The sequence below is a fragment of the Pedobacter sp. KBW01 genome, assembly GCF_003852395.1.
Taxonomy (GTDB): Bacteria; Bacteroidota; Bacteroidia; order Sphingobacteriales; family Sphingobacteriaceae; genus Pedobacter.
This window is the reverse complement of record NZ_QAJQ01000007.1, coordinates 204242-226143: the sequence shown is the minus strand read 5'-3', so window position 1 is coordinate 226143 and position 21902 is coordinate 204242. Positions and strand designations below refer to the sequence as shown.

Sequence of the window (21902 nt, the reverse complement as noted above, 5' to 3'; positions counted from 1 at the left end):
AATAACCAATAATCAATGTCCAATAATCAAACGGGATTTAAGATAAATTGAGGGAAACCAACTGGCTAATAACCAATATTCAATAACCAATTATCAAACAAGATGTATGTTAAGAGGGATTGGCACCAATGAACCAATAACCCTCCTGTTTTTACTTTAAAGTAACATCCAAATAAACCGAATGTCTGCCATAGGTATTATAAAACGGTTTAAAGTTTACTCCGTCAATGTTGAATTGCAATTGAGCAGGATCACCTTTTATTGATTTACTGATATCATTGGCATCTAGGGTTACTTTGCGCCAGTCTTTTCTTGCCTCAGGCTCCTGGGCAGCAAGCAATACCGGTCCGTAAAATAAACTGGCTATATTTTGTTGATCCATTACAGGATCAAGGTGAAAGGTAAAAGGCATTTTCAGTTCAATAATATCGCCATCCTTCCAGTTGCGGCTTAAGCTAAGGTAAGTGCCTGGTTTAGCCTCAAGTTTTTGTGCCACACCATTTATCTTCACTAAAAAACCTTTGGTAGCCCAACCCGGTACCCGTACATTCACATCAAACTTTCCATTCCCCTGAATGCTGAGACGCGTATGGTCTGCTCTCGGGAAATCGGTGGTTTGCGTTATTTTTACTTTACGTGTAGTCCAATCTAATACAGAAGGGATAAACAGGTTTACATACAGTGCTTTATCATCTTTAGCTTTAAAGTAAATCGAGTTCTGTAGCTTGGTGCTGCTTTCGAGCGCAGTACCATTGCAGCACGTAAAGCCCGTCATATCTGCGTTGCTGAATTGTTTTACCGATCCGGGTCTTAGCGGAATATGGTAAGTGTTTGCCGGACTGTTTTCGGCTACCGATGCCAGTATATCATTGTATAAGGCACGTTCGTAATAATCCATTAATTCGGCCCTCTGATCGAAAAGGAAAAGATCGCCGGTTAATTTAAGCATGTTGTAGGTGGCACAGGTTTCGTTTTGGCCACCTTCCGAGAACCCGTTTTCGTACAAAGTACCCGGTTGGGCAACAAAACATTCAGCATTTGCAGGGTTACGTGCACCCGCAACACCACCAATGCTGTACATGTAATCGCTAATCATTTTATGCCAAAAGTTATCTGCAATTTGGTAATATTCAGGATTATTAGATGCACGATACATTTCGATGCTGCCCACAATTTGGGGAATGTGCTGGTTGGCGTGCAAGCCGCGGAAAATATCAACGTTTTTGGCTAATCCATGAATGTGTGCGGTATCACCAAAAAAGACCTTAACATTATCGAACAGCTGCGCTGTTTTAAGGTATTCAGGCTTTCCGGTAATCTGGTACAAATGGGCCATCGATTCGTTCATGCCACCATACTCGCCGGCAATGTAGGTATTCCACATTTTAATCAGCGTTTCTTGTGGCAGTTTGCTCAAACGCGCATTTACCCAATCGCCCATGTTGGTGGCAATTTCGAGTGCTTTTTTATTGCCGGTTACTTCGTACACATCTATTAAACCTGCCAGAATTTTGTGCAGGGTGTAATAGGGAGCCCAAATCTGGTTTTTCTGACCACCGTATTTTGCGCCCTGCTCCAGCATTATAAATTGATCGGGTGGGTAAGCACTGATAAATCCTTTGCCCCAGTTCCAGTAATCCGTTCTGATCCCCGCTCCACTCAGGTCAGAATCAAAGCTTGCCTTTCCGGGGCCTGCCGGTACAGCTGCCGGGTCAGCAACAAACTGGCCGCCTGTTTTTTGTGGTGCTCCCGATAGTTGCGATAAATCGTAAAGGGTATTTACCATATAATCGATTTTTTTCGCGAAGTTGTCATGAAGCGCAGCATCATATCCGGTGCCGGCGTAAGCCTGGGCAATAGCTGTAAGGTAATGCCCAGTGGCATGCCCTCTTAATTTGGTGTCTTCACTATCCCAAACGCCCAGTGGCTTTGCACGTTCGGGTTGTTTTTGCCCAAAAGCATGCCTGAACATGTACAGAAAGGAATTCGGATCAGTTTTCGCCAGTGTTTCAATAAACTTATCGCGGTTTTTGGTAAAACTTGTACCATGTCCTTCCACATCCGTTTTTAAGGTAACCTGATCTAAATGGAAAGATTCGAGCTTTAAAGCAGGCAAAACAGCTTTGCCAGCTTCCTTAACCGTAACAACTACATTTGCTTTTAAGTTTGTGCCGGGTACCTTACCAGTTAGGGCATATTGTCCGGCTTTTAAAACAGCTGTATTATCTGTAGGAGCAGGCCATATTACCCGTACTTTTGGTCCGCTTTTTCCACTGCGATAAGTTCCCTCAATGTAGACTGGCAAACGGGGTAAATTGCCAACAGTTGTAGCCACTGCCACATCCGCCACACTGGTTAAATAGGTATTGTAGAGTTGGGGTGTAGCTGGCGAAAATTTCTGGAGATTGTCTTCCTTTTTCGCTGTTGTATTTACGGTGCTTTCACTGCCACCTTTAAGGGCATTACGGTAAATGTAACCCACCTGTCTGTAACTCAGCGGCACACGGTAAATTCTGAAATCGTGTATTAAAGCATTTAAATAAGGATCAGTTGGCAAAAGCGATTTTCCGATGTAAAGCAGGTTTTTATCTTTTGATGTTTGCCCGAATACTGTGGTTAAATCGAGCGGAATATCTTTTGTTTCGTTAGCGATTTTGCCATTAATGTAAGTTGTAATCGATTTAGAAGGAATATCCACAACAATGGCCAGGTTTACCCACTGGTTAAGCGCTACAGCGGTTGGTGAGCTAGCGCCTTTAACACCCTTATTAGTGGTAATAAAGGCCTGAAAGCCATCCTTTGCGTTGGCACCTGTTGGGGCGGCAGAAAAATGTTTGGCTGCATCTTGTCCAAAATCAAAAAAACGTTGCCCATGCTGGTTAGACCGTAAATAAATCCAACCGGTGATACTAATCGATTCCATATCGGTTAATACGGCTGCCGGTAGGGTAATAAAAGTATTGGATTCGCCCGAAAGCGATAAAACCGGCCCAAACTGGTTATCATTTACAAATTTGGCTCCGTTACCAAAGAGTTTGCCATGCAGGTTATTGCGCGACCAGTCTTTAGCATCGCCGTTAAATTTGTAGCGTGCACTCATGGCTGTTTCACCAACCCCATCTAAAATCTGATCGCCATTCTGTGCCTTAACACCGGTGTTATGGGTTAAAAAGGCAATAAATAGCGCCGACTGAAGGAATAACTTGTATAATTTCATTCTAATGAGTTGAGGGATGGCAAATAAACAATCTTTTTATGAGCATTTCTGCAGCATACGATTGCTTTTAAATTTCTGCTAAAATTAAAGACAAGCCCCGTGTTTTTATACTTCTTTTTTAGCTAATGGCTACAGGATATTAACAAATGTATCAGGCTAAGGCTTTATTGTAGGTATGGGAGCCTGTATATGGTTAAGCCGGAGGTAAAAAAGGGTGAAAATACGCTCTTTGTTGCTGCAGGCTTTCTGTTTCTTTTTGTTGATATTCGTGCTTAATCAACCTTTGTAAAACCAGCATAGCTAAATTATCATGATCGAATCTAATATTAAAACTCCGGGTGTTTACATCAATGAGCTAAATGCCTTTCCAAACAGTGTAGTTCAGGTAGCTACGGCAGTTCCGGCATTTATAGGTTATACGCCGCAAGCCTTCTACGAGGGTAAATCGTACACTAATGTAGCGACTAAAATTAGCAGTTTTGCCGATTTTATGGCGATTTATGGTTACCCTGATCCGGCTCCTCCAGCCAGCCCGGCGGTACAATATCACCCGCAATATTATCCGGTAAAGCAAAATAGTATACCGGCAAACCAGGATTACGTATTAATTAACAATACCTGTTATGCCATTTTGCCCGATCCCAATACCATTTATTATCTGTACAATAGTATCAGACTATTTTATCAGAACGGGGGTGGCGATGCTTACATCGTCTCGGTAGGCACTTATGGCAAGGAATCCGGGAAGCCCATTGATGTTGGCCAGCAGATTGTAAATCCAAATGTATCGTTGGCCGATTTGGAAAGCGGTCTTGCACTTTTACTTCATGAGCAGGAGCCTACCATGTATATATGTCCCGAAGCTACTTTGTTATCGGTACCTGAAAATGCCCAATTAATGCAAAGCATGCTGGCACAATGCGAAATTATGCAAACCGCCATTAGTATTTTTGATATAATTGGAGGACGCAATCCCGACCCTGTAGCCTATACAAGCGATATTGAAACATTCAGGGGAAATACAGGGCAGCAAGGCTTAAACTATGGTGTAGCTTATTATCCTTTTATTGGTACTACGATAATGGGTAATTCAGATGTTAACTATACCAATCTTTTTGGTGGCCATGTTAAACAACTCGCACCATTACTCAATTCGCCCCAAAACCCTAACCCGACTGTGGCAACAATCCTGCAAAACATCGAAAATCCTGGTGGAACACCTTTAACGATAGCGCAATATCATAACGCCTTAAGCAACGCCAGTAAGGATTATGTGCAAATCCTTACGCATCTGCTGGCTCAGGCCAATACGCTCCCTACCAGCGGAGCCATGGCTGGGGTAATAACCACTACCGATAATCAGGTTGGGGTGTGGCAGGCTCCGGCCAATACTTCAATTGTAGGAGCAGTGTCTTTACCAATCCGTTTATCAGAAAGCCAACAAGGCCCGCTTAACGTAGATGCTGTTTCTGGTAAATCGATCAATGCCATTCGATTTTTAAACGGCATAGGCATTTTGGTTTGGGGTGCGCGTACCTTAGATGGCAACAGTATGGATTGGCGGTACATCCCCGTTAGAAGAACCTTAACCATGATCGAACAGTCGTGTAAACTGGCCTTACAGGCCTATGTTTTCTCGTCAAACGATAAAAATACCTGGGAAGCGGTGAAAGCAATGCTTGGCAGCTTTTTAACCTCATTATGGAAAGATGGAGCGCTGCAGGGGGCGAGTGCTACCGATGCGTTTTCGGTAGACTGCGGATTGGGAACTACCATGACAGCCGATGATATTTTGAACGGATATATGAATGTTGTTATAAAAGTAGCAGTAGTGCGGCCAGCAGAATTTATAGTGCTTACTTTTCGGCAGCAAATGCAAAAGGGTTAATTTAATTTATAAAAGAAAAATATACAATTATGGCAAATGATGGAAAAGCCGGTGGCGAAGCATGGCCGCTGCCAAAATTCAGGTTTGAGGTAGATTTGGGTAGCACATTAAAAGGCATAGCCTTTCAGGAAGTATCGGGACTGGAGGCCGAAAATCAAATTATCGAGTACCGTAAAAGCAATAGCCCGTTATTTTCAACCGAAAAAATGCCGGGACTGGTAAAAAATGGTAATGTAACTTTGAAAAAAGGGATTTTCGTTAACGATAATTCTTTCTGGGATTGGCATTCGGCAATCAGCATGAATATAATTAAAAGAAGAACGGTATTGATTAAGCTGCTTGATGAGGCAGGTAAAACTACCATGCAATGGCAACTGAATAATGCATGGCCAACAAAAATTACCAGTACCGACCTCAAATCAGAAGGCAATGAAATAGCAGTTGAATCGCTCGAAATTGCATTCGAACAGCTTACGATTACCAATGCTAGCTAGTTCGTCATTAAAGTCGATCAAATCAGTGTTCTTACCTCGGCTAATTTGATCGACTGCCTGGTGTAGCCCGAAGATCATCTTTCTTCTTTTCAGTTCTGTTAAAATCAAGGTACATCAGGTTAATATCCATCAACGCTATGCAGGCATTTCAAATCTATCTTTGAGAATAATCAAATCGCAGGGCTGCTATACGCTATTTTTAACTTATAGAGATATAAAATAATGGTTGCTCCATGCAAATTTTTATTGTTTAACAAGGTGTAAAATGAAGAAAAAATACCTGTTGTTTTTAAGGCTCTTCCTATTATTGGCCCTGGCAGCCTGCCTGCTAAAAGGCCTTGAAAAAACACATGCTCAGGAAATAATCCCTCATGCTGCTAGTGCCAAATTAAATCCTTTATTGCCTGGTTATTTTGCCGATCCAACGATAAAGAAATTTGGCGATATCTATTATATCTATTCCACTACAGATAATGTTATGCTGGCCTCTGGAGCACCTACAGTGTGGTACAGTAAAGATTTTGAGAACTGGTACAATTACACCATGGATGTGCCATCATTTACCACAATACCCCTTGTTAATTTTTGGGCACCCGATATTATCGAGAAAGACGGTCGCTATTATCTCTATTTCGGTAACTGCGAAATGGGCTGCAACATTTATGGTTACGTATCTGATACACCGGTTGGCCCCTGGAAAAAACTGAATGAAAACGATAAACCCGTTATTGCCCACAACTATCCGAGGCAAGGTTTCCCGTCATTGGATGCACAGTTTTTTACCGATACCGACGGTAAAATTTATGGCTATTGGGGCACCTGGGTACATTATAATGGTGGTTATGCAGTAGGTGAGCTTAATCCTCAAACCATGAAGGATATGCAGCAATCGAATAACATTCCTTTGGTACAAACGCCGGCGTCTTTCGAAGCCGCATACATGATGAAAAAGGGAAATAAATATATCCTGATGTATTCCGGTGCTTCTTGTCACGATGAAACCTATAATGTGCGTTATGCTTATGCAAATACACCATACGGACCATTTACGCCTGGTGCCAATAATCCAATTCTGAGTACCAATCCAGATAAAACAGTGCATGGTCCAGGGCACCATTCGGTACTGCAGGAGGGCGATGATTACTATATTGTTTACCATAAACACGATTACCCGATGACCCGTGGCGGACTTTCGAGGCAGGTATGTATCGATAAAATGATTTTTGAAAATGATTCGACCATCAAAGCTGTTGATCCCAAAAACACAGGTTATATCAATCCTGCAAAACAAAAAATACCTGTTAACCTTGCGCTAAATAAACCAGCTACGGCATCATCAGCTTATCACTTGCTGGGGCAAAATGTTAATTATACTTACCAGCCAACCCTGGCAACCGATAATAACAATGCCACGCTCTGGAAAGCGGCAAGTAACCGGTTCCCGCAGGATTTAACCATAGATCTCGGAGCAGAAAAACAAGTAAAACGCATATTTACGCAATTCGAATTCCCTACATTTTATTATCAATACATTTTGCAGTACTCCAGCGATGGTAAAAACTGGAAAGTATTTTCAGATCAATCTGCCAATCGTACTCCTGGGAGCCCCATGATTGATGATAATGATGTAAAGGCACGGTACATTAAATTAACCGTAACAGGCACCGAAAAGCAGGGTTTATATGCCGCAGTTTGGAATTTAAAAATTTACGATTCGCTTTTCGAAATTCCGCTTTCCATAAAAAATAAAAACTCTGTAAACGGCCCTGCAGTAAGTAGTAAAAAAGAAATGCTCCTCAATCTGGATGTGGCCAAAGCTTCTGTAACCAAATCAGTTACCACTCTGCAAAACGGGGGTACTTTAGGTGGTTTTTTTAAAAGCATAGGGGAGGTTCCTGTTCAACAAGATGAACTGGGGGTAAAAGCCCTGAAATTTGGTAATGGGTATTTAACCTCCAATCAACCGGTTCCGCAACAATTAGCCTGGAACGGTTCGTATACGGTAGCTACCTGGGTGAAAAACCCCGAGGTAAACAAAGACCGCGAATGTTTAATGTCGTGGTGCAACAGAAATGCCATGCGCCTGGCAAACTCCTATAATGCCATGTACTACAACAGCGCAGGCTATGGTGCTGCGGGGCATCTCGATTATCATTTTGATATGCGTTTTAATAAGCTGCCCAAAGCTAACGAATGGCACCATTTAGTACTCACCTTCGATGGTATGGTAGAGAAGATTTATGTTGATGGTGTGTTGGATAACGAACAAAGTATGACCTTAAGTTCAGCAATTAAGCAGGCGGAATTTATAGTAGGCGCATCAGATGAAGGGGAGAATTATAGCGGATTTATGGCTTCATTAAGGATGTATGATTACGCGTTAATTAAAGCTGATATTCAAAAACTACAGCAGCAAACAAAGCCTGGTAAATAAAAGGTGATTCAAAGAATAAATGTAATAGTAAAGTATTATCCGGCCAAAAGAGGTTCTTGTAACACCAGCGACTGAACATTTGTGGCAAACAAGCCGTTATCGTCAAGTGCGATTTCAAATTCTATCAAAATTCCGGTCCGTAGGTTGCTCTGAGCATCGATAAGGTAAAAGGAAATATCCTGTTGATTTTCGTCTTCGATAAAACCTTTTCCCGATAGTAAATCGATGTGTGTAATAATGCCTTTTCTCATATCTGGTTGCATTGGTGTATTCTAAATTAATTTTTTATTTGGAAATCAATTCTGATTCCGAATTTGTGAATATAACAAGTTTGTTACATAAAAACAATAATTAACTAGTATTTTGAACTTTATTCATTAATAGTTCATCTTACTGCTTGAACCATTGCGTTGTACTTACGTGGGGATTGGCTATGATTGTTCCTTTTTGTTATTTAATGCACAGCTAATAAGACTACATAAGCACATAAATAATATCTCTATGTTGTGAGTTATTGTTTATTTGTCTTATTTTCGCACTTTCTGGCTTCTACTTACACTTTATTGTAGAATGGTACGCACAAGCAGGTTAAAAAAATCTGATATAGAATCTGTTGTATCTCGTATTATCTTCAGCTAAAGAAATCGCCAGATTTTTAATTACAAAACCAGCTCCTTTAAATGCCTGCTCTAAAAAATATATCCCTGATTAACCTTTTGGTGTACTTTTTCTTTTCATCAACCGGCTTTTCACAACATAAAACCAACGTGGTGCTTATCGGTATCTACCATTTTAACAACCCGGGGTTTGATGAAGGGAAAATGAAAGACCGCAATATTTTGAGCGATGAAAATCAACAGGGACTGGATCGGATTACAGGTAAACTGATCAGGAAATATCGTCCAGATAAGGTTTTTGTAGAATACGATGCATCAAAAAACAATAAGCTTAATGCTATGTACTCTCTTTATAAAAATGCAAAACCATTTTATAACGCCGATACCTTAAATGCATTTAACAGAAGGTTTTACAGCGAAAATGAAACTTTTCAGCTGGGATTTAGGCTAGCAAAAAAAGCCAGAAACGATAGTATTTATGCCATGGATTATGATGATGTTCCCATCCGGTTTGATTTGATAAAATCAAAGCTGCAGGCAAACCGCTCTTTTACCTACGCCGATTATCAGGAACAGATTACAGAGCTGGAAGTATTTATGAATGCTTGCCTGAGCAAGCCTAGGCTTGAAGATGTATTGCTTGGTCTCAACTCGCAGGAACAATATCAGTTGAACAAAGGACTTTACATTTCTTTTCTAAACAGGGTAAATCAGCCTGACGATTTTTTCGGATCGGATTTGGTAGCAGCATGGTATAAACGCAATCTCATTATGTATTCCAATATCCAGAATCAGGTTTCGGCTGGTGATAATAATATAGTAATTATTATAGGGGCAGGCCACGCAGCAATTATGGAAGATTTTATTAAGGCCGATAAAAGATTTAACTTGGTAAAACTTAATGGTGTTTTGTAAACTTCTTTGTTTGTAAAGGCGTAGCTCATTTTTCAGCTACTATTTATTCCCCTTAAAAAAGGGTGAAAATACCTTCGGTAGTGTTCATTCCTTTCTGTTTCTTTTGTTGATATTTGGTTTAATCATTTCATTAAAACGATCAATCTCTCAATAAATGACAACACCCGTAAGTATCTCAGGTGATTTAGTTACCTACAGCATTAAGGTTGCAGGCAGCCCTATTCCCGACAGCATAGCTATAAAATCTATCCAGATAGAGAAAAAGGTAAACCGCATTTCGTTAGCAAAAATTACCATCTTAGATGGTGAGCCCGACAAGGGAACATTCGAAGTCAGTTCATCATCTCTTTTTGTACCAGGCAATCTGATTAGCATTGAAGCTGGTTACGACGGTACTAATGCTGTAATTTTTACAGGAATTATTACCGGTCAATCTATCCGTATTGATGAACTTATTGGTTCGGCAATGGAGGTTGAATGCAGGGATGAAGCCATAAAAATGACGGTTGGCCAAAAGAATGCTACATTCTCAGAGCTGAAAGACAGCGATATTATAACTTCTCTCATTGTCAAATATGGGACATTAACTGCTGATGTAAGCAAAACCGCTAAGGTTTGGCCAAGCCAGGTACAATATAGTTTAACGGATTGGGATTTTATGGTATCACTTGCCGGAATGAACGGATTAATTGTTACTGCAATAAATGGTATCGTATCGGTTAAAGCTCCCGGATTTGATTCCAATCCGGTGATGACGGTTAGTTATGGCACGGGGTTACTCCAGTTTAATGCAAATATGGATGCCCTTACGCAGTTAGAAAGCGTAAAAACCAGCAGCTGGGATTACACCACACAAAGCGTTAACAGTGCAACAGCGGCAGGTCATTATACCGGCCCGGGTAATATTTCACCGGCTGCATTGGCACAGGTAATTGGTTTAAACGAATATGAATTGCAAACCACAGCCCGGATGGAAAATGAATCGCTTAACAATTGGGCAAAAGCAAAGATGTTACAGGCTGACTATGCTAAAATCAGGGGAGAAGCTAAATTTCAAGGCACTTCACTGGTCGATCCTGGTAAATTTATTACCATAACTGGTCTCGGCGACAGGTTTAATGGCGATTACATTATTTCGGGCGTAACCCACAACATTATGGAAGGGAACTGGATTACAGAAGTTTCTGTAGGGCTTTCTCCCGAATGGTTGATCGAAAAATCTGATCGCACTGATTCAGGTGTTTTAAGTGCAGGGCGCGGCTTGTTTAATGGCACCGTAAAGCAAATTTACAATGATCCTGAAATGCAATACCGCATTTTGGTTGATGTGCCGATGTTTAATCAGAACGGACAGGGTATATGGGCAAGGTTGGCCAGCTTTTATGCTACCAGTGGTGCAGGTACATTTTTTATGCCCGAAGTAGGAGACGAAGTGGTACTGGGTTTCTTAAATGAAGATTCACGCAGCCCGGTAATTTTAGGCAGCATGTACAGCAATTCAAGACAAACCCCTAGTAATGGCCTTAACCCGAACGAAACAAATGCAATTAAGGCATTTGTTACCAAATCAAATATCAGTATCAGATTTGACGATGAAAATAAAGTCTTAACCATTGCTACTCCGGCACAGAATACGATCATTTTTAACGATAAAGACAAAGAAGTTTCCATTCGCGATGAAAACAGTAACAGCATTACCATGTCGGCAAGCGGGATTAGCATCAAAAGCCCTAAAAACATCAGCATTGAAGCTGGTCTGGGGATAAAAATAGCAGGTGAACAAGGAGCAGCTGTTCAGGCCAACGGGGGAGATGTGAACATTAGCGGCCTCAACATTAAACAACATGCCGATATGGAGTTTTCTGCAATGGGATCGATGACTGCCCAAATTAAAAGTGGAATGGAGTTGACGCTTAACAGCGCAATGATTATGATTAACTAAATAAAAAAGAACTGAAACATGCCACCAGCAGCAAGATTAACCGATTTTCACGAATGTCCGATGACGACCCCGGGCGTAGTACCTATACCACATGTTGGCGGGCCTATTGTTGGGCCGGGCGAGCCTACCGTATTAATAGGGAAGTTACCCGCCGCCAGGGTAGGCGATATGCTGGTTTGCGTAGGGCCACCCGATAGCATTGTTAAAGGATCTGCCACTGTAATGATTGGCGGAATGCCAGCGGCCAGAATAGGCGATCCAACCGCGCATGGAGGAAGAATCGTGATCGGTGCGTTTAGCGTAATGATAGGGGGATAAACCTGTTTTAAACCTGAAGTTAAATCTGCTTTTCTGCAATAGATAAGCAGATTTAATGATATTTTAATCTGGGTAGATCAGAGAAACCATTTTGCTGCTGCCTGCCTGATTGACTTTTCATCAGGTTCGCTATCTGTAGCCCAGGCAACAAAACCATCTGGGCGGATTAGTACAGCGCTTAAACCCAATTGTACTTTTGCCTGGCCCGAAATGTATTTCATTTGGTTGCCATAGGTTTTGGCTAAAGCCTGCAATGAAGTCTGCTGACCAAAATCGAGTAAAATACCCTTGCCATCGTACATCAGTTCGCCAAACCTCGTCCCGTCTGTAAATTCGAAATTGGGTACACTGCAACCCACCAGCGGGTGATTGCCTTCAAGCTCGTATTGCAGGTTAACACCCCAAATGCGCGAAGCCATGTAAGTCGCGCCGTCATGGGTATTCATCAGGTCGCGCATAATGGCGTTCAAGGCCTGCGATTGCGGTTCTGGTTTCATAATGGCCACCTGTGCGCGCGACCATTCCAAAACCTTTATGCCAATCGGGTATCTTTCTGCGTAATAACTGTCTAATAAACCTTCAGGAGCTGATTCTTTAATGGTAGCAGCTAGTTTCCAGCCCAGGTTCATGGCATCGCCCAAGCCCAGGTTTAAACCCTGGCCACCCAAAGGTGCGTGGATATGGGCCGCATCGCCGGCTAAAAACACCCTGCTATTGCGGTAATTGGTGGCTTGGCGGGCACGGTCGGTCCAGGTAGTAGCAATGTGCAGGGTACTAATGGTTACATCGGTATCAGAAATGTGGCGCAGCACCTCTTGCAGGTGTTGAGCGGTTATTGGCGCACCTGACTGATGAAATGCACCTTGGTCAAAATCTTGTATAATGAGGTAACCTGGCTGCGATTGCAGGTACATGCCCCTTGCAGTTACATTTCGGCCCGGTTTAAGCTTTTCGGGATCTAAAATATCAACCTGTGCACTGTAGCCGGTAAAATCTGGCTCGGTGCCGGCAAACTCAAAGCCACCAGCCTTTCGTACCTGACTACGACTCCCATCACAACCAACCAGCCATTTAGCCATAAAAGATTGAGCATTTGCCAATACGGTTACGCCTTCATCAGTTTGCTGAAAGCCGCAAAGGGTTTGACCGCGCCTGATGGTTACGCCTAACGCAAGTGCGCGATGGGTTAGTACCGTTTCAATTTCTTCCATTTCAGAAAGCATAATGGGATCAGTGGCACTTGGCAAACGGTATTTCCATTGCGCGGTATCAATGTGGTCAGCATAAAAAGGAATCCCGGCAAAATGCCCCGCCTGACGGTTTTCTTGTCCCGCATGTGGGTTTTTATAACGTTTATGGATTTCCAGTCCTGATAATAATCCGCGGCGGTAAAGTGCTTCAATACTTGGTGCCGAAAGCCCGCGCATGCCAAAGGGTAGGCGTTTTAGCGGCGTTTCCGGAGTTTCGACTTTTTCTAATATCAGTACAGTACATTGTGCCAGGGCAAGTTCGCAGGCAAGGAAAAGGCCTACCGGTCCTCCGCCGGCAATAATTACATCGTAAATAAGAGGTATGGGTGAGGGTATTTCGTTTTGAATTGTCGTGTTCATATTTGTATCATTTGAACACAAAGTTCTGTAACTGCGGTCGATCAGGCTTGTACAAATGCGACAAAATCGCCCTTAATTACCGTTTTTCCATGCTTGGCTTTTCGTGCAAATGCTGCTGGCGTAGTACCACTGTAATGTTTAAATTCACGGCTTAGGTGAGATTGATCGGTATAACCCAGTTGATAAGCGAGACCTGAAAGGTTTGCATCCGGATGAATCCATAAATGATTGCGAACCTGTTCAAAACGCATCAGGCCCAATACATCCTTAACGGTATAGCCCGATGATTGTTTAAATTTCCGCTCCAGCGTCCGTACAGTGGTGTGGGCAGCGGCAGCAACCTGGCTTACAGGCAAAGTACCTTTTGCCTCGCGCATGGCAATACCCGCTTTAAATAATAAACTGTTTGCCGCAATTTGCGATTTTGCTTTAATAAAGTATTGTTCTACCTCATTAATCGCTTCTTCTATTCTGCCGTTGCGGATATGGGTATCCAATATCGGATGCAAATGTGCTATCGGATGCTCGAGTACATGCAGATGTTGTTTAGCTGAAGGTAGCCCGAGCAAATCAAACACGGTCCAGGGATAGCACCTGATGGCAATAATCTCCAAACAATTTTGGGCATGAAAAGTAATGGGCTGGTTGAGTAGCCCCATCATAAAGGGCGATGGAAGAGGCTGTAAAACTCCATCCTGAAAAGTACTGCAGGAATTTCCAAAATGAAAGATAATTTCGGCATAGCCATCAGGCAAAACCTCAAAAGTTTCAGCTGCTACCGATTCCCTTTTGTTGTACCAAAAACACCTGATGGTATCGCGCAAAGTTTCAGGAGCTTCAAATTCGTGGTGTTGCATGCAGTTGTGGTCTTTTTTGCTTTGATTCTGGTGGAAAATATGGTGTTTTGCCCTAATTGCGAAATTATTTTTTAAAAACAAACGTTTGCGTGAAATTATTGTTTGAAGTTGATTGTTAAAATTATTTATTATTGTAATAAAGTCATTACATCCGGATGCCTCAATTGGATTCATACGGTTAATCGTCCCCTTAATAAGATTGTTGCCATGCGCGATTATAGAAAATTTAACGACGAACAATTGTTATCTTTCTTAAGGGAAGGAAATCATGCTGCATTTACAGAAATTTACAACCGTTACTGGAAAAAGATGTTTGAAATTGCTGCACGTAAGATCAATGATTTAGACGAAGCAGAAGAAATTGTACAGAGCATCTTTGTTTCGCTTTGGCAGAGAAAAACCGAGCTCAGAATTAAAGGCTCATTAAATGCTTATCTGGCTGTTTGTATCAAATATCGCGTAATCAAATTGTTGGATAAAAAAAGACATGAACAAAAATACAGGGATAGCCTGGATAGCCGGATACTTACTGATGCCTCAACTGAAGACTGGTTAAGTTTTTTGGAACTGAAAGACAAACTTGCCGAATTGGTGGCTGTTTTACCTGATAAATGCCAGCTCGTATATAAAATGAGTCGCGAACGCGGAATGCCCCAAAAAGAAATTGCCACAACACTCAATATTGCAGAAAAAACTGTAGAGGCACATCTTGGAAAAGCGCTTAAAACACTAAAAGCAGGCCTCAATCATTTCTTAACAACCTTGTTGTAAAAAAAACAAATATTTTAATAATCGACTAAGGGATTTATCTCCTATAGGGTACATGTAAGTATAAACCTATTGAAGATGAACGATCTCGAATACAATGAAGATTATTATAAAGAACTTGCTTCCAAATGGATAAAGGGAACCATTACTAATGAAGAAGAAGTAAGGTTTTCGTCCTGGTATAATCAGGAAGTTAATCGAGAAATAACAATACCCGAAGAATTTGTCGTAAATGAGGCCGAACATCGTAACCGGATGCTGGCCGAAATTAATAAGAGAATAGGCGTATCTAAAAAAGTGCAGCTATGGCCGCGTTTGGTTGCCGCCGCTTTAATTGGTGTCTTATTTATTTCCGGATTCTATTTAATGATTCGCTCCTTCACAAAAGATGAAGCTGCGATTGCAGTACTGAAGAAGCACGATATACCTGCCGGAAAAAATAAAGCAGTACTTACACTGGCTAATGGCGAGGTGCTTTCACTTTCAGATTTAGCAGTTGGCGAACATAGCCAGCATGATGGAGCCATTATTACTAAAAACAGAGACGGACAGCTTCAATACCAGGTTGTAGATACCGAAAATAACAGTAACGAAATTGCTTATAATACCATCAGTACACCAAAAGGAGGACAATATCAGGTTAACCTGCCCGATGGAACAAAAATATGGCTCAATTCGGCCTCCTCATTAAAATTTCCGACAAGTTTTAAAAAACTCTTTGAACGCAAAGTAGAGCTTGCCGGAGAAGGCTATTTTGAAGTGGCTAAAGATAAAAGCCGTCCGTTCCGTGTAGTTTCCAATCAGCAAACCGTAACTGTTTATGGTACTCATTTTAACATAAACGCCTATAGCGATGAAGCTGAAATGGTAACAACCTTAATTGAGGGGAGTGTAGATGTAAACCATGTGCTCCTCCGTCCAAATGAACAATCGGTAATTAAAGATAATCAGATTAAAGTACAACCAGCCGATATTGAATCGGTAATTGCCTGGAAAAATGGCTATTTCAGGTTTGAAGAAGAGCGTTTGGATGTGATTATGAAAAAGGTATCGAGATGGTATGATGTAGATATAGAATTTGCTGACCCAGCTTTAAAGGAACTGGAATTTGGGGTGGTAACCAGTCGTTCAGGAAATCTTTCGGGCATACTTAAAATGCTCGAAATGACCCATGAGATTTATTTTACACTTAACGGCAGGAAAATTACAGTGCTGAATTATACAAAGGAAAACAATGCCCGTTAACCATGAGGGCAACCTAAATAAACCAATTTTAAATTTTAAACAAACTAACCAAATTAAGATGGAAAAAAATCAAACTTAACCCTGGATCTATTAGAAATCCGGGAGCATCTCACTGCTCCCGAAAAAGTTCTAATGCCAAAAAAACAATCGAATCAATTTATTTCTTAAACATTTCGCAAAGTGATCTAAGCATGCGACCGCTGGCACTTTGTCGAATTAACAGAACAATCAAATGTATAAAAATTATACTAAAAATTTTTGTATGCCCCCGGGCTACGCCTTTAAATTAAGTTTAGCTATGAAATTAGCAGCGGTGTTGCTCGTCGTAACGATTATGCAGGTTGGTGCAACCGGATTTGCACAGAATATCAATTACCAAAAGAAAAGTGCCTCTCTTAAACAGGTGCTCAACGAAATCAATAAGCAAACAGGATATAGTATTGTGTGGTCGGCAAAAAAGGCCAAGAATTTACTGTTAACTGATCTCTTTTTTAAAAATGCGACTTTGGAAACCGTACTTGAAAAGTGCCTTGAAGGGCAGCCACTGTCTTATGCTATCGAAAACGGTATCGTTGTAATCCGCACAAAATTGCCACCGGTAACACGTACTACAGAATCAGCAAATGCCTTTATTGATTTGAAAGGGCAGGTAGTTGATGAAAATGGTGTTCCGCTACCTGGCGCGAGTATCAAGCTTAAAAATGGAACTAAACAAACCATGTCTAGCCAGGATGGTAGATTTGCCATGGTTGGGGTTGACCGCGGAGATGTACTTTTGGTTAGTTATATTGGTTATCAGGAGAAAGAGGTAAGCGTAACCACGTCAGATATGATAATCCGCTTAACCGCCAAATCTGCCGAACTCAACGATGTGGTGGTAGTAGCCTATGGCAGTCAATCGAAAACAAGGCTTACAGGCGCAGTTGCACAGGTAAGTGGCAAAGATTTGCAAAACAGGCCAATTACCAGGATCAGTCAGGCACTTCAGGGGCAGGTAGCTAACCTGAATATTGGTGCGACTACGGCTGGTGGGGCACCCAATTCTACCCAAAGCTTAAATATTCGTGGTTATACCGGACTTGGAACTTCTGGTGGACCGCTTATTGTAGTAGATGGTATTCAGGGGGTAGATATCAATAGTATTAACCCTGATGATATAGAGAATATTAGTGTGCTAAAAGATGCAGCTTCAGCAGCCATTTATGGATCGAGTGCACCATATGGTGTTATACTGATCAGTACTAAAAAAGGCAACAAAGCCGCTGCGCCAACCATTTCCTATAACAACAACCTTTCTGTTTCAGAAGTAATTAACCTGCCAAAAATGGTCAATTCACTTGAGTTTGCAACCATTTACAATGAAGCTTTTGCAAATGCACAACGGGCAGCTTTTTTTGATGCACCAACCATCCAACGCATTAAAGATTACCAGGCCGGCATACTTACTACCGAAACCATTAAAAATCCGGCGCCAAATACCAACGAATATTTTTCATGGAATGCCTCAAATGCCAATAACGATTGGTTCAAGATTTATTATAAGGATCATGCTTTTAGCCAGCAGCACAATATGAGTGTAAATGGTGGCTCTAATTCATCAAACTACTTTGTTGGGGCTGGATATAATGACAGGAACGGAATGTATAATTATGGTAACGATAGCTATAAACGTTATAACCTGAGGGCTAACCTGAGCGCTGATGTAACCAGCTGGCTTATCTTCAATTTACGAAGTAGTTTCTCCCGTCAGCTGTTTAATTCTCCAAACTTATATCCTGGCCAAACCGGTGGTGGCGACCAGGCCTACATGCACCAGATTGCCCGTAAATTTCCTACCGTTGCCGTATTTAACCCTGACGGACGGTATTCCGATTCAAGCAATATCTTACTGCATGAAGAAGGAGGACGCAACAACCAGACTACCGACCAGGGCTTGCTAAGTGGCGAACTTAATTTTAAGCTGGCCAAAGGGTGGACAGCTACCGCTAACTATACCTTTGATGCCCAGTATTACGATGAAACCTCACACCTGAAAACACTATTCTCTTTTCTCCCAGATGGGTCTCAGAGCACGGTAGGCGGTACTACGCCAAATTCATTTAGCCGTTACAACGAACGCAACCAGCATGAGGTAGTAAATGTATTCTCTAAATATGAGAAGCAGTTTCAGGATCATTATTTTAGCATACTAGGTGGTTATGTAAGCGATTATGTAGGTTTTCAGTCCTATTCAGCCAGCAATAGTAATCTTTATTCAGATAATATTCCATCGCTTTCTACAGCATACGGCACAACACCATCTATCTCTGATTTGATTCGTAAACTGAGTTCGCAGGGAGCTTTCGGGAGGATTAATTACAATTACAAAGAAAAGTACCTCTTAGAGCTTAATGCCCGATACGATGGAACTTCGCGCTTTTTAGAAGATGTTCGCTGGAAACTTTATCCAGGTGTTTCTGCAGGCTGGAATATTGACAAAGAGTCGTTCTTCGAGCCAGTAAAAAAATATGTAAACACCTTTAAATTCAGGGGATCTTATGGGCAGCTTGGCGATCAGGTATTTTTAGGAAACAGCTATTATCCTTTTTATCCAAGCTTAGGTACCTCAAGACCAACATCTACCAGTTGGTTGTTTGGTGGTACACAACAGGCTTCAGTAACATTACCAGCTCTGGTTAATGATCAGTTAACCTGGATTACCAGCTCTACATTAGATTTTGGAGCCGATGCAACATTTTTCAATAACAGGTTAAGCGCTTCATTCGATTGGTATATCAGAAAAGCGACTGATTTTGCCGGCCCTTCGGCGGCATTACCAGCCATTTTGGGTACAACCCCACCTAGTGTAAACAACTCTGCAATTAAAACTAAGGGATGGGAACTTTCATTGGCATGGAGAGATAAAATTGGTTCGGTTAGTTACGGTTTGAAAGGAGTATTGAGCGATTATACCGCCAAAGTAACCAAATATCCAAACCCAACCGGACTATTAAATACCTGGTACGAAGGATTGGATATGGGTGAGATATGGGGTTATGAAACCGTAGGCCTATTTCAAAGCGCAGCCGAAATTGCCGGTGCCCCATCACAAAATCTGATCTATAACGGTCCGTTAACACCTGGCGATGTTCGCTATGCAGACCTTAATGGTGATGGTATAATTAGTCCGGGAGCTTCTACTGTATCTAACCCCGGCGACCGCAAGGTAATTGGTAATTTAACGCCAAGGTACAGTTACGGTGTTACAGCCGATGCCAGCTGGAATGGTTTCGATGCCATGATTTTTGTACAGGGCGTAGGAAAACGTGATGTAGCGATAGGCGGTAACTATTTCTGGGGAATTGTAGGCGATGAGTGGCAGAGCTCGTTGTTTACCACCCATTTAGACAGATGGACGCCACAAACACCTGATGGTTATTACCCGAAATATTACATGAGTGGTGAAAACAGTAAAAATCAGCAAACCCAAACCAGATACCTGCAAAATGGCGCCTATTTAAGGTTAAAGAATGTGCAGTTAGGCTATTCGCTGAACAAAAGCTTAGTCGAAAAACTGAAACTGGGGCGTGTGAGATTTTATCTGAGTGTAGAAAACCTGGCCACCATTACCAAATTTACCAAAGCGCTTGATCCTGAACTTTTCCTGTCATCAGGAAAGGTGTACCCGATGCAGAGAACTTATTCTGCAGGATTGAATGTTACTTTTTAAACCAATAAAAATATTAAAGGATACAATCATGCAAAACAGATTATATATCATTATCCTCACCTTAACCATGTTTCTTGGTGCCTGTAAAAAGGATTTCCTAGACAGAACACCCGAAACAAGTATCAGCGAGGCCGAGTTCTGGAAAACACAGAACGACTTACAGCTATATGTCAATAATTTTTACACCGCATTCCCTTCAACAATAGGAGCCTTTGGTACAATTGGGCCATACGGCCTGGATGCTGATGATGGTAGCGACAACATGATTACCATGTCGGTAAATAGCAATATGAATGGGGTACGTACCACACCGAGTTCGGGTGGCGGATGGGCTTATGGTGATTGGAATACGCTCAGAAACATCAACTATTTCATGGTAAACTACAATAAGGTAAATGCCAGCTGGGAAAATCAAAAAACGTATGTGGGCGAAGCCCTGTTTTTTAGGGCCTGGTTCTATTTTAGCAAACTGCGCCAGTTTGGCGATTTACCGTGGGTAAATCGTCCACTGGATATTACTTCTGGTGAGCTTAAAACACCGAGATTATCAAGGTCGGTTATTGTCGATTCTATCATGAACGACCTGGATCGTGCAGTACAATACCTGCCCTCAAAAACATCAGCACAGGCTTCGAGGGTAAATAAACAGATTGCCCAGTTGTTTCAGGCACGAATTGCACTTTTTGAAGGTACCTGGGAGAAATACCATACCGGTACACCTTTTGGTGTTAATGGTGCCGATGGGACTAAATTCTTGCAAAAGGCGGCAACAGTTTCAGCCGATCTTATTGCCAATCCAGGTGGCTATGCTTTAGTAGCTACACCTGGTACAGATGGATACTGGAGAATATTTAATCAGATCAACTACAGCTCAAATTCTGAGGTAATGTTATGGCGACAGTTTGATCTGAATATTAATGGCGGACATTACTGGCACAGGTACACCAATACCGGCGCAGGAAGGGGAATAACCAAAAACCTGGTTGATTATTACCTCTGTACTGATGGTAAGCCCATTACCGGAAATGCTTTATACCAGGGCGATGCAAGCTTGTTAAATGTGATTAAAAACCGTGACCCACGGATGGTACAAACCATATACATTAACGATGGCAATCATATTGTAACCAATAACAGACCTAACGGTGCAGTGCCAAATATTTTTGATGCGCCAACTTTTTCGGCAGCAAACGAACAGAAACCAGCTACGGGTTATCAGGTTTATAAAGGTCATGACCCCGATTACAACCAGCAACAAGATCGCGGAACATCAGGTTATATTATTTTCCGATTTGCCGAGGCATTGCTTATTTATGCTGAAGCAAAGGCCGAGCTGGCTACCATTACCCAAAACGATTTGGATATAAGTGTGAATAAACTAAGGGCAAGGATTGGAATGCCAAATATGCAACTGGCTTCCATTACAGCCGATCCAAAATGGGAATTCCCTGCTTTGAGCCCTGTAATTAACGAAGTACGCCGGGAAAGAAGGGTAGAGCTGGCTTGTGAGGGCTACCGCAAAGATGATATATTCAGATGGGCTGCTGCCGATGAACTGATAGTAGGCTGGAAACCAAAAGGAGCAAAATTGGCCCAATGGATTGGAGTGGTGGATTCAAAGTACCTCACCAGCTATCCCGTTGATGAAAATGGTTATATCGAGCTATTTAAAACTAACCTGGCTACAGGATATAAATTCAACTTGCTGCGCGATTATCTCTCACCAATTCCGACAGATCAGATGGTGCTTAATCCGGATATTAAGCAAAATCCGGGTTGGCAGTAAGGGCAGGGGCATCCGGTTAGTTCGTAACCGGAATGCCAGAAACGAAAAAACCTTAATGGGATAAGGTTGATTAGTTAGTGTCTCCGGTTTTTCGGAGGCACT

The 21902-nt window shown here is 41.9% G+C and carries 14 protein-coding genes; 10 read left to right on the top strand and 4 right to left on the bottom strand.

Features of this window, described 5'->3' with window-relative positions:
- Window positions 1-151: 151 nt before the first annotated feature.
- Window positions 152-3217 carry a beta-L-arabinofuranosidase domain-containing protein gene (locus tag DBR40_RS07760; protein ID WP_124559180.1) on the bottom strand — a complete coding sequence of 1022 codons (3066 nt, stop codon included), beginning with the start codon at window positions 3215-3217 and terminating at the stop codon, window positions 152-154.
- Between the two features lie 310 nt (window positions 3218-3527).
- Here DBR40_RS07760 and DBR40_RS07755 point away from each other — a divergent pair, with 310 nt between their 5' ends.
- From DBR40_RS07755 to DBR40_RS07745, 3 genes are all read left to right on the top strand, one after another.
- Window positions 3528-5105, top strand: coding sequence for a phage tail sheath family protein (locus DBR40_RS07755; RefSeq protein WP_199748299.1), 1578 nt, complete (start codon window positions 3528-3530; stop codon window positions 5103-5105).
- 29 nt (window positions 5106-5134) lie between these two features.
- Window positions 5135-5599: a phage tail protein gene (locus tag DBR40_RS07750; RefSeq protein ID WP_124559179.1), complete on the top strand. Its 465-nt coding sequence runs from the start codon at window positions 5135-5137 to the stop codon at window positions 5597-5599.
- A gap of 265 nt (window positions 5600-5864) precedes the next feature.
- Complete coding sequence (locus DBR40_RS07745; protein ID WP_124559178.1) at window positions 5865-8033, top strand: family 43 glycosylhydrolase; 2169 nt, start codon at window positions 5865-5867, stop codon at window positions 8031-8033.
- 35 nt (window positions 8034-8068) lie between these two features.
- Here the strand turns inward: DBR40_RS07745 and DBR40_RS07740 are convergent, their stop codons facing one another.
- Entirely contained in the window at window positions 8069-8284 is a 216-nt protein-coding gene (locus DBR40_RS07740) for a cold-shock protein (RefSeq protein WP_158674008.1), read from the bottom strand.
- Between the two features lie 429 nt (window positions 8285-8713).
- Between DBR40_RS07740 and DBR40_RS07735 the strand changes: the two genes are divergently transcribed.
- From DBR40_RS07735 to DBR40_RS07725, 3 genes are all read left to right on the top strand, one after another.
- Window positions 8714-9565, top strand: coding sequence for a DUF5694 domain-containing protein (locus tag DBR40_RS07735; RefSeq protein ID WP_124559176.1), 852 nt, complete (start codon window positions 8714-8716; stop codon window positions 9563-9565).
- A 154-nt stretch (window positions 9566-9719) separates the two neighbouring features.
- A complete protein-coding gene (gene vgrG, locus DBR40_RS07730) occupies window positions 9720-11507 on the top strand; it encodes a type VI secretion system tip protein VgrG (RefSeq protein WP_124559175.1) in 1788 nt (595 codons plus the stop codon).
- An 18-nt stretch (window positions 11508-11525) separates the two neighbouring features.
- Complete coding sequence (locus DBR40_RS07725; RefSeq protein ID WP_124559174.1) at window positions 11526-11825, top strand: PAAR domain-containing protein; 300 nt, start codon at window positions 11526-11528, stop codon at window positions 11823-11825.
- A gap of 77 nt (window positions 11826-11902) precedes the next feature.
- Here DBR40_RS07725 and DBR40_RS07720 read toward each other — a convergent pair whose 3' ends face one another.
- The gene (locus DBR40_RS07720) at window positions 11903-13435 is read right to left on the bottom strand and encodes an FAD-dependent monooxygenase (RefSeq protein WP_124559173.1); all 1533 of its coding nucleotides are present in this window, start codon (window positions 13433-13435) and stop codon (window positions 11903-11905) included.
- 41 nt (window positions 13436-13476) lie between these two features.
- A complete protein-coding gene (locus DBR40_RS07715; protein ID WP_124559172.1) occupies window positions 13477-14292 on the bottom strand; it encodes a helix-turn-helix domain-containing protein in 816 nt (271 codons plus the stop codon).
- 207 nt (window positions 14293-14499) lie between these two features.
- Here DBR40_RS07715 and DBR40_RS07710 point away from each other — a divergent pair, with 207 nt between their 5' ends.
- The 4 genes from DBR40_RS07710 to DBR40_RS07695 all read left to right on the top strand — a co-directional run bounded on the left by DBR40_RS07710 (window position 14500) and on the right by DBR40_RS07695 (window position 21800).
- Window positions 14500-15063, top strand: coding sequence for an RNA polymerase sigma-70 factor (locus DBR40_RS07710; protein WP_124559171.1), 564 nt, complete (start codon window positions 14500-14502; stop codon window positions 15061-15063).
- Window positions 15064-15138: 75 nt separating this feature from the next.
- Complete coding sequence (locus tag DBR40_RS07705) at window positions 15139-16305, top strand: FecR family protein (RefSeq protein ID WP_124559170.1); 1167 nt, start codon at window positions 15139-15141, stop codon at window positions 16303-16305.
- 298 nt (window positions 16306-16603) lie between these two features.
- Window positions 16604-20014: a TonB-dependent receptor gene (locus DBR40_RS07700; protein WP_158674007.1), complete on the top strand. Its 3411-nt coding sequence runs from the start codon at window positions 16604-16606 to the stop codon at window positions 20012-20014.
- Between the two features lie 28 nt (window positions 20015-20042).
- Complete coding sequence (locus tag DBR40_RS07695; RefSeq protein WP_158674006.1) at window positions 20043-21800, top strand: RagB/SusD family nutrient uptake outer membrane protein; 1758 nt, start codon at window positions 20043-20045, stop codon at window positions 21798-21800.
- Window positions 21801-21902: the final 102 nt, after the last annotated feature.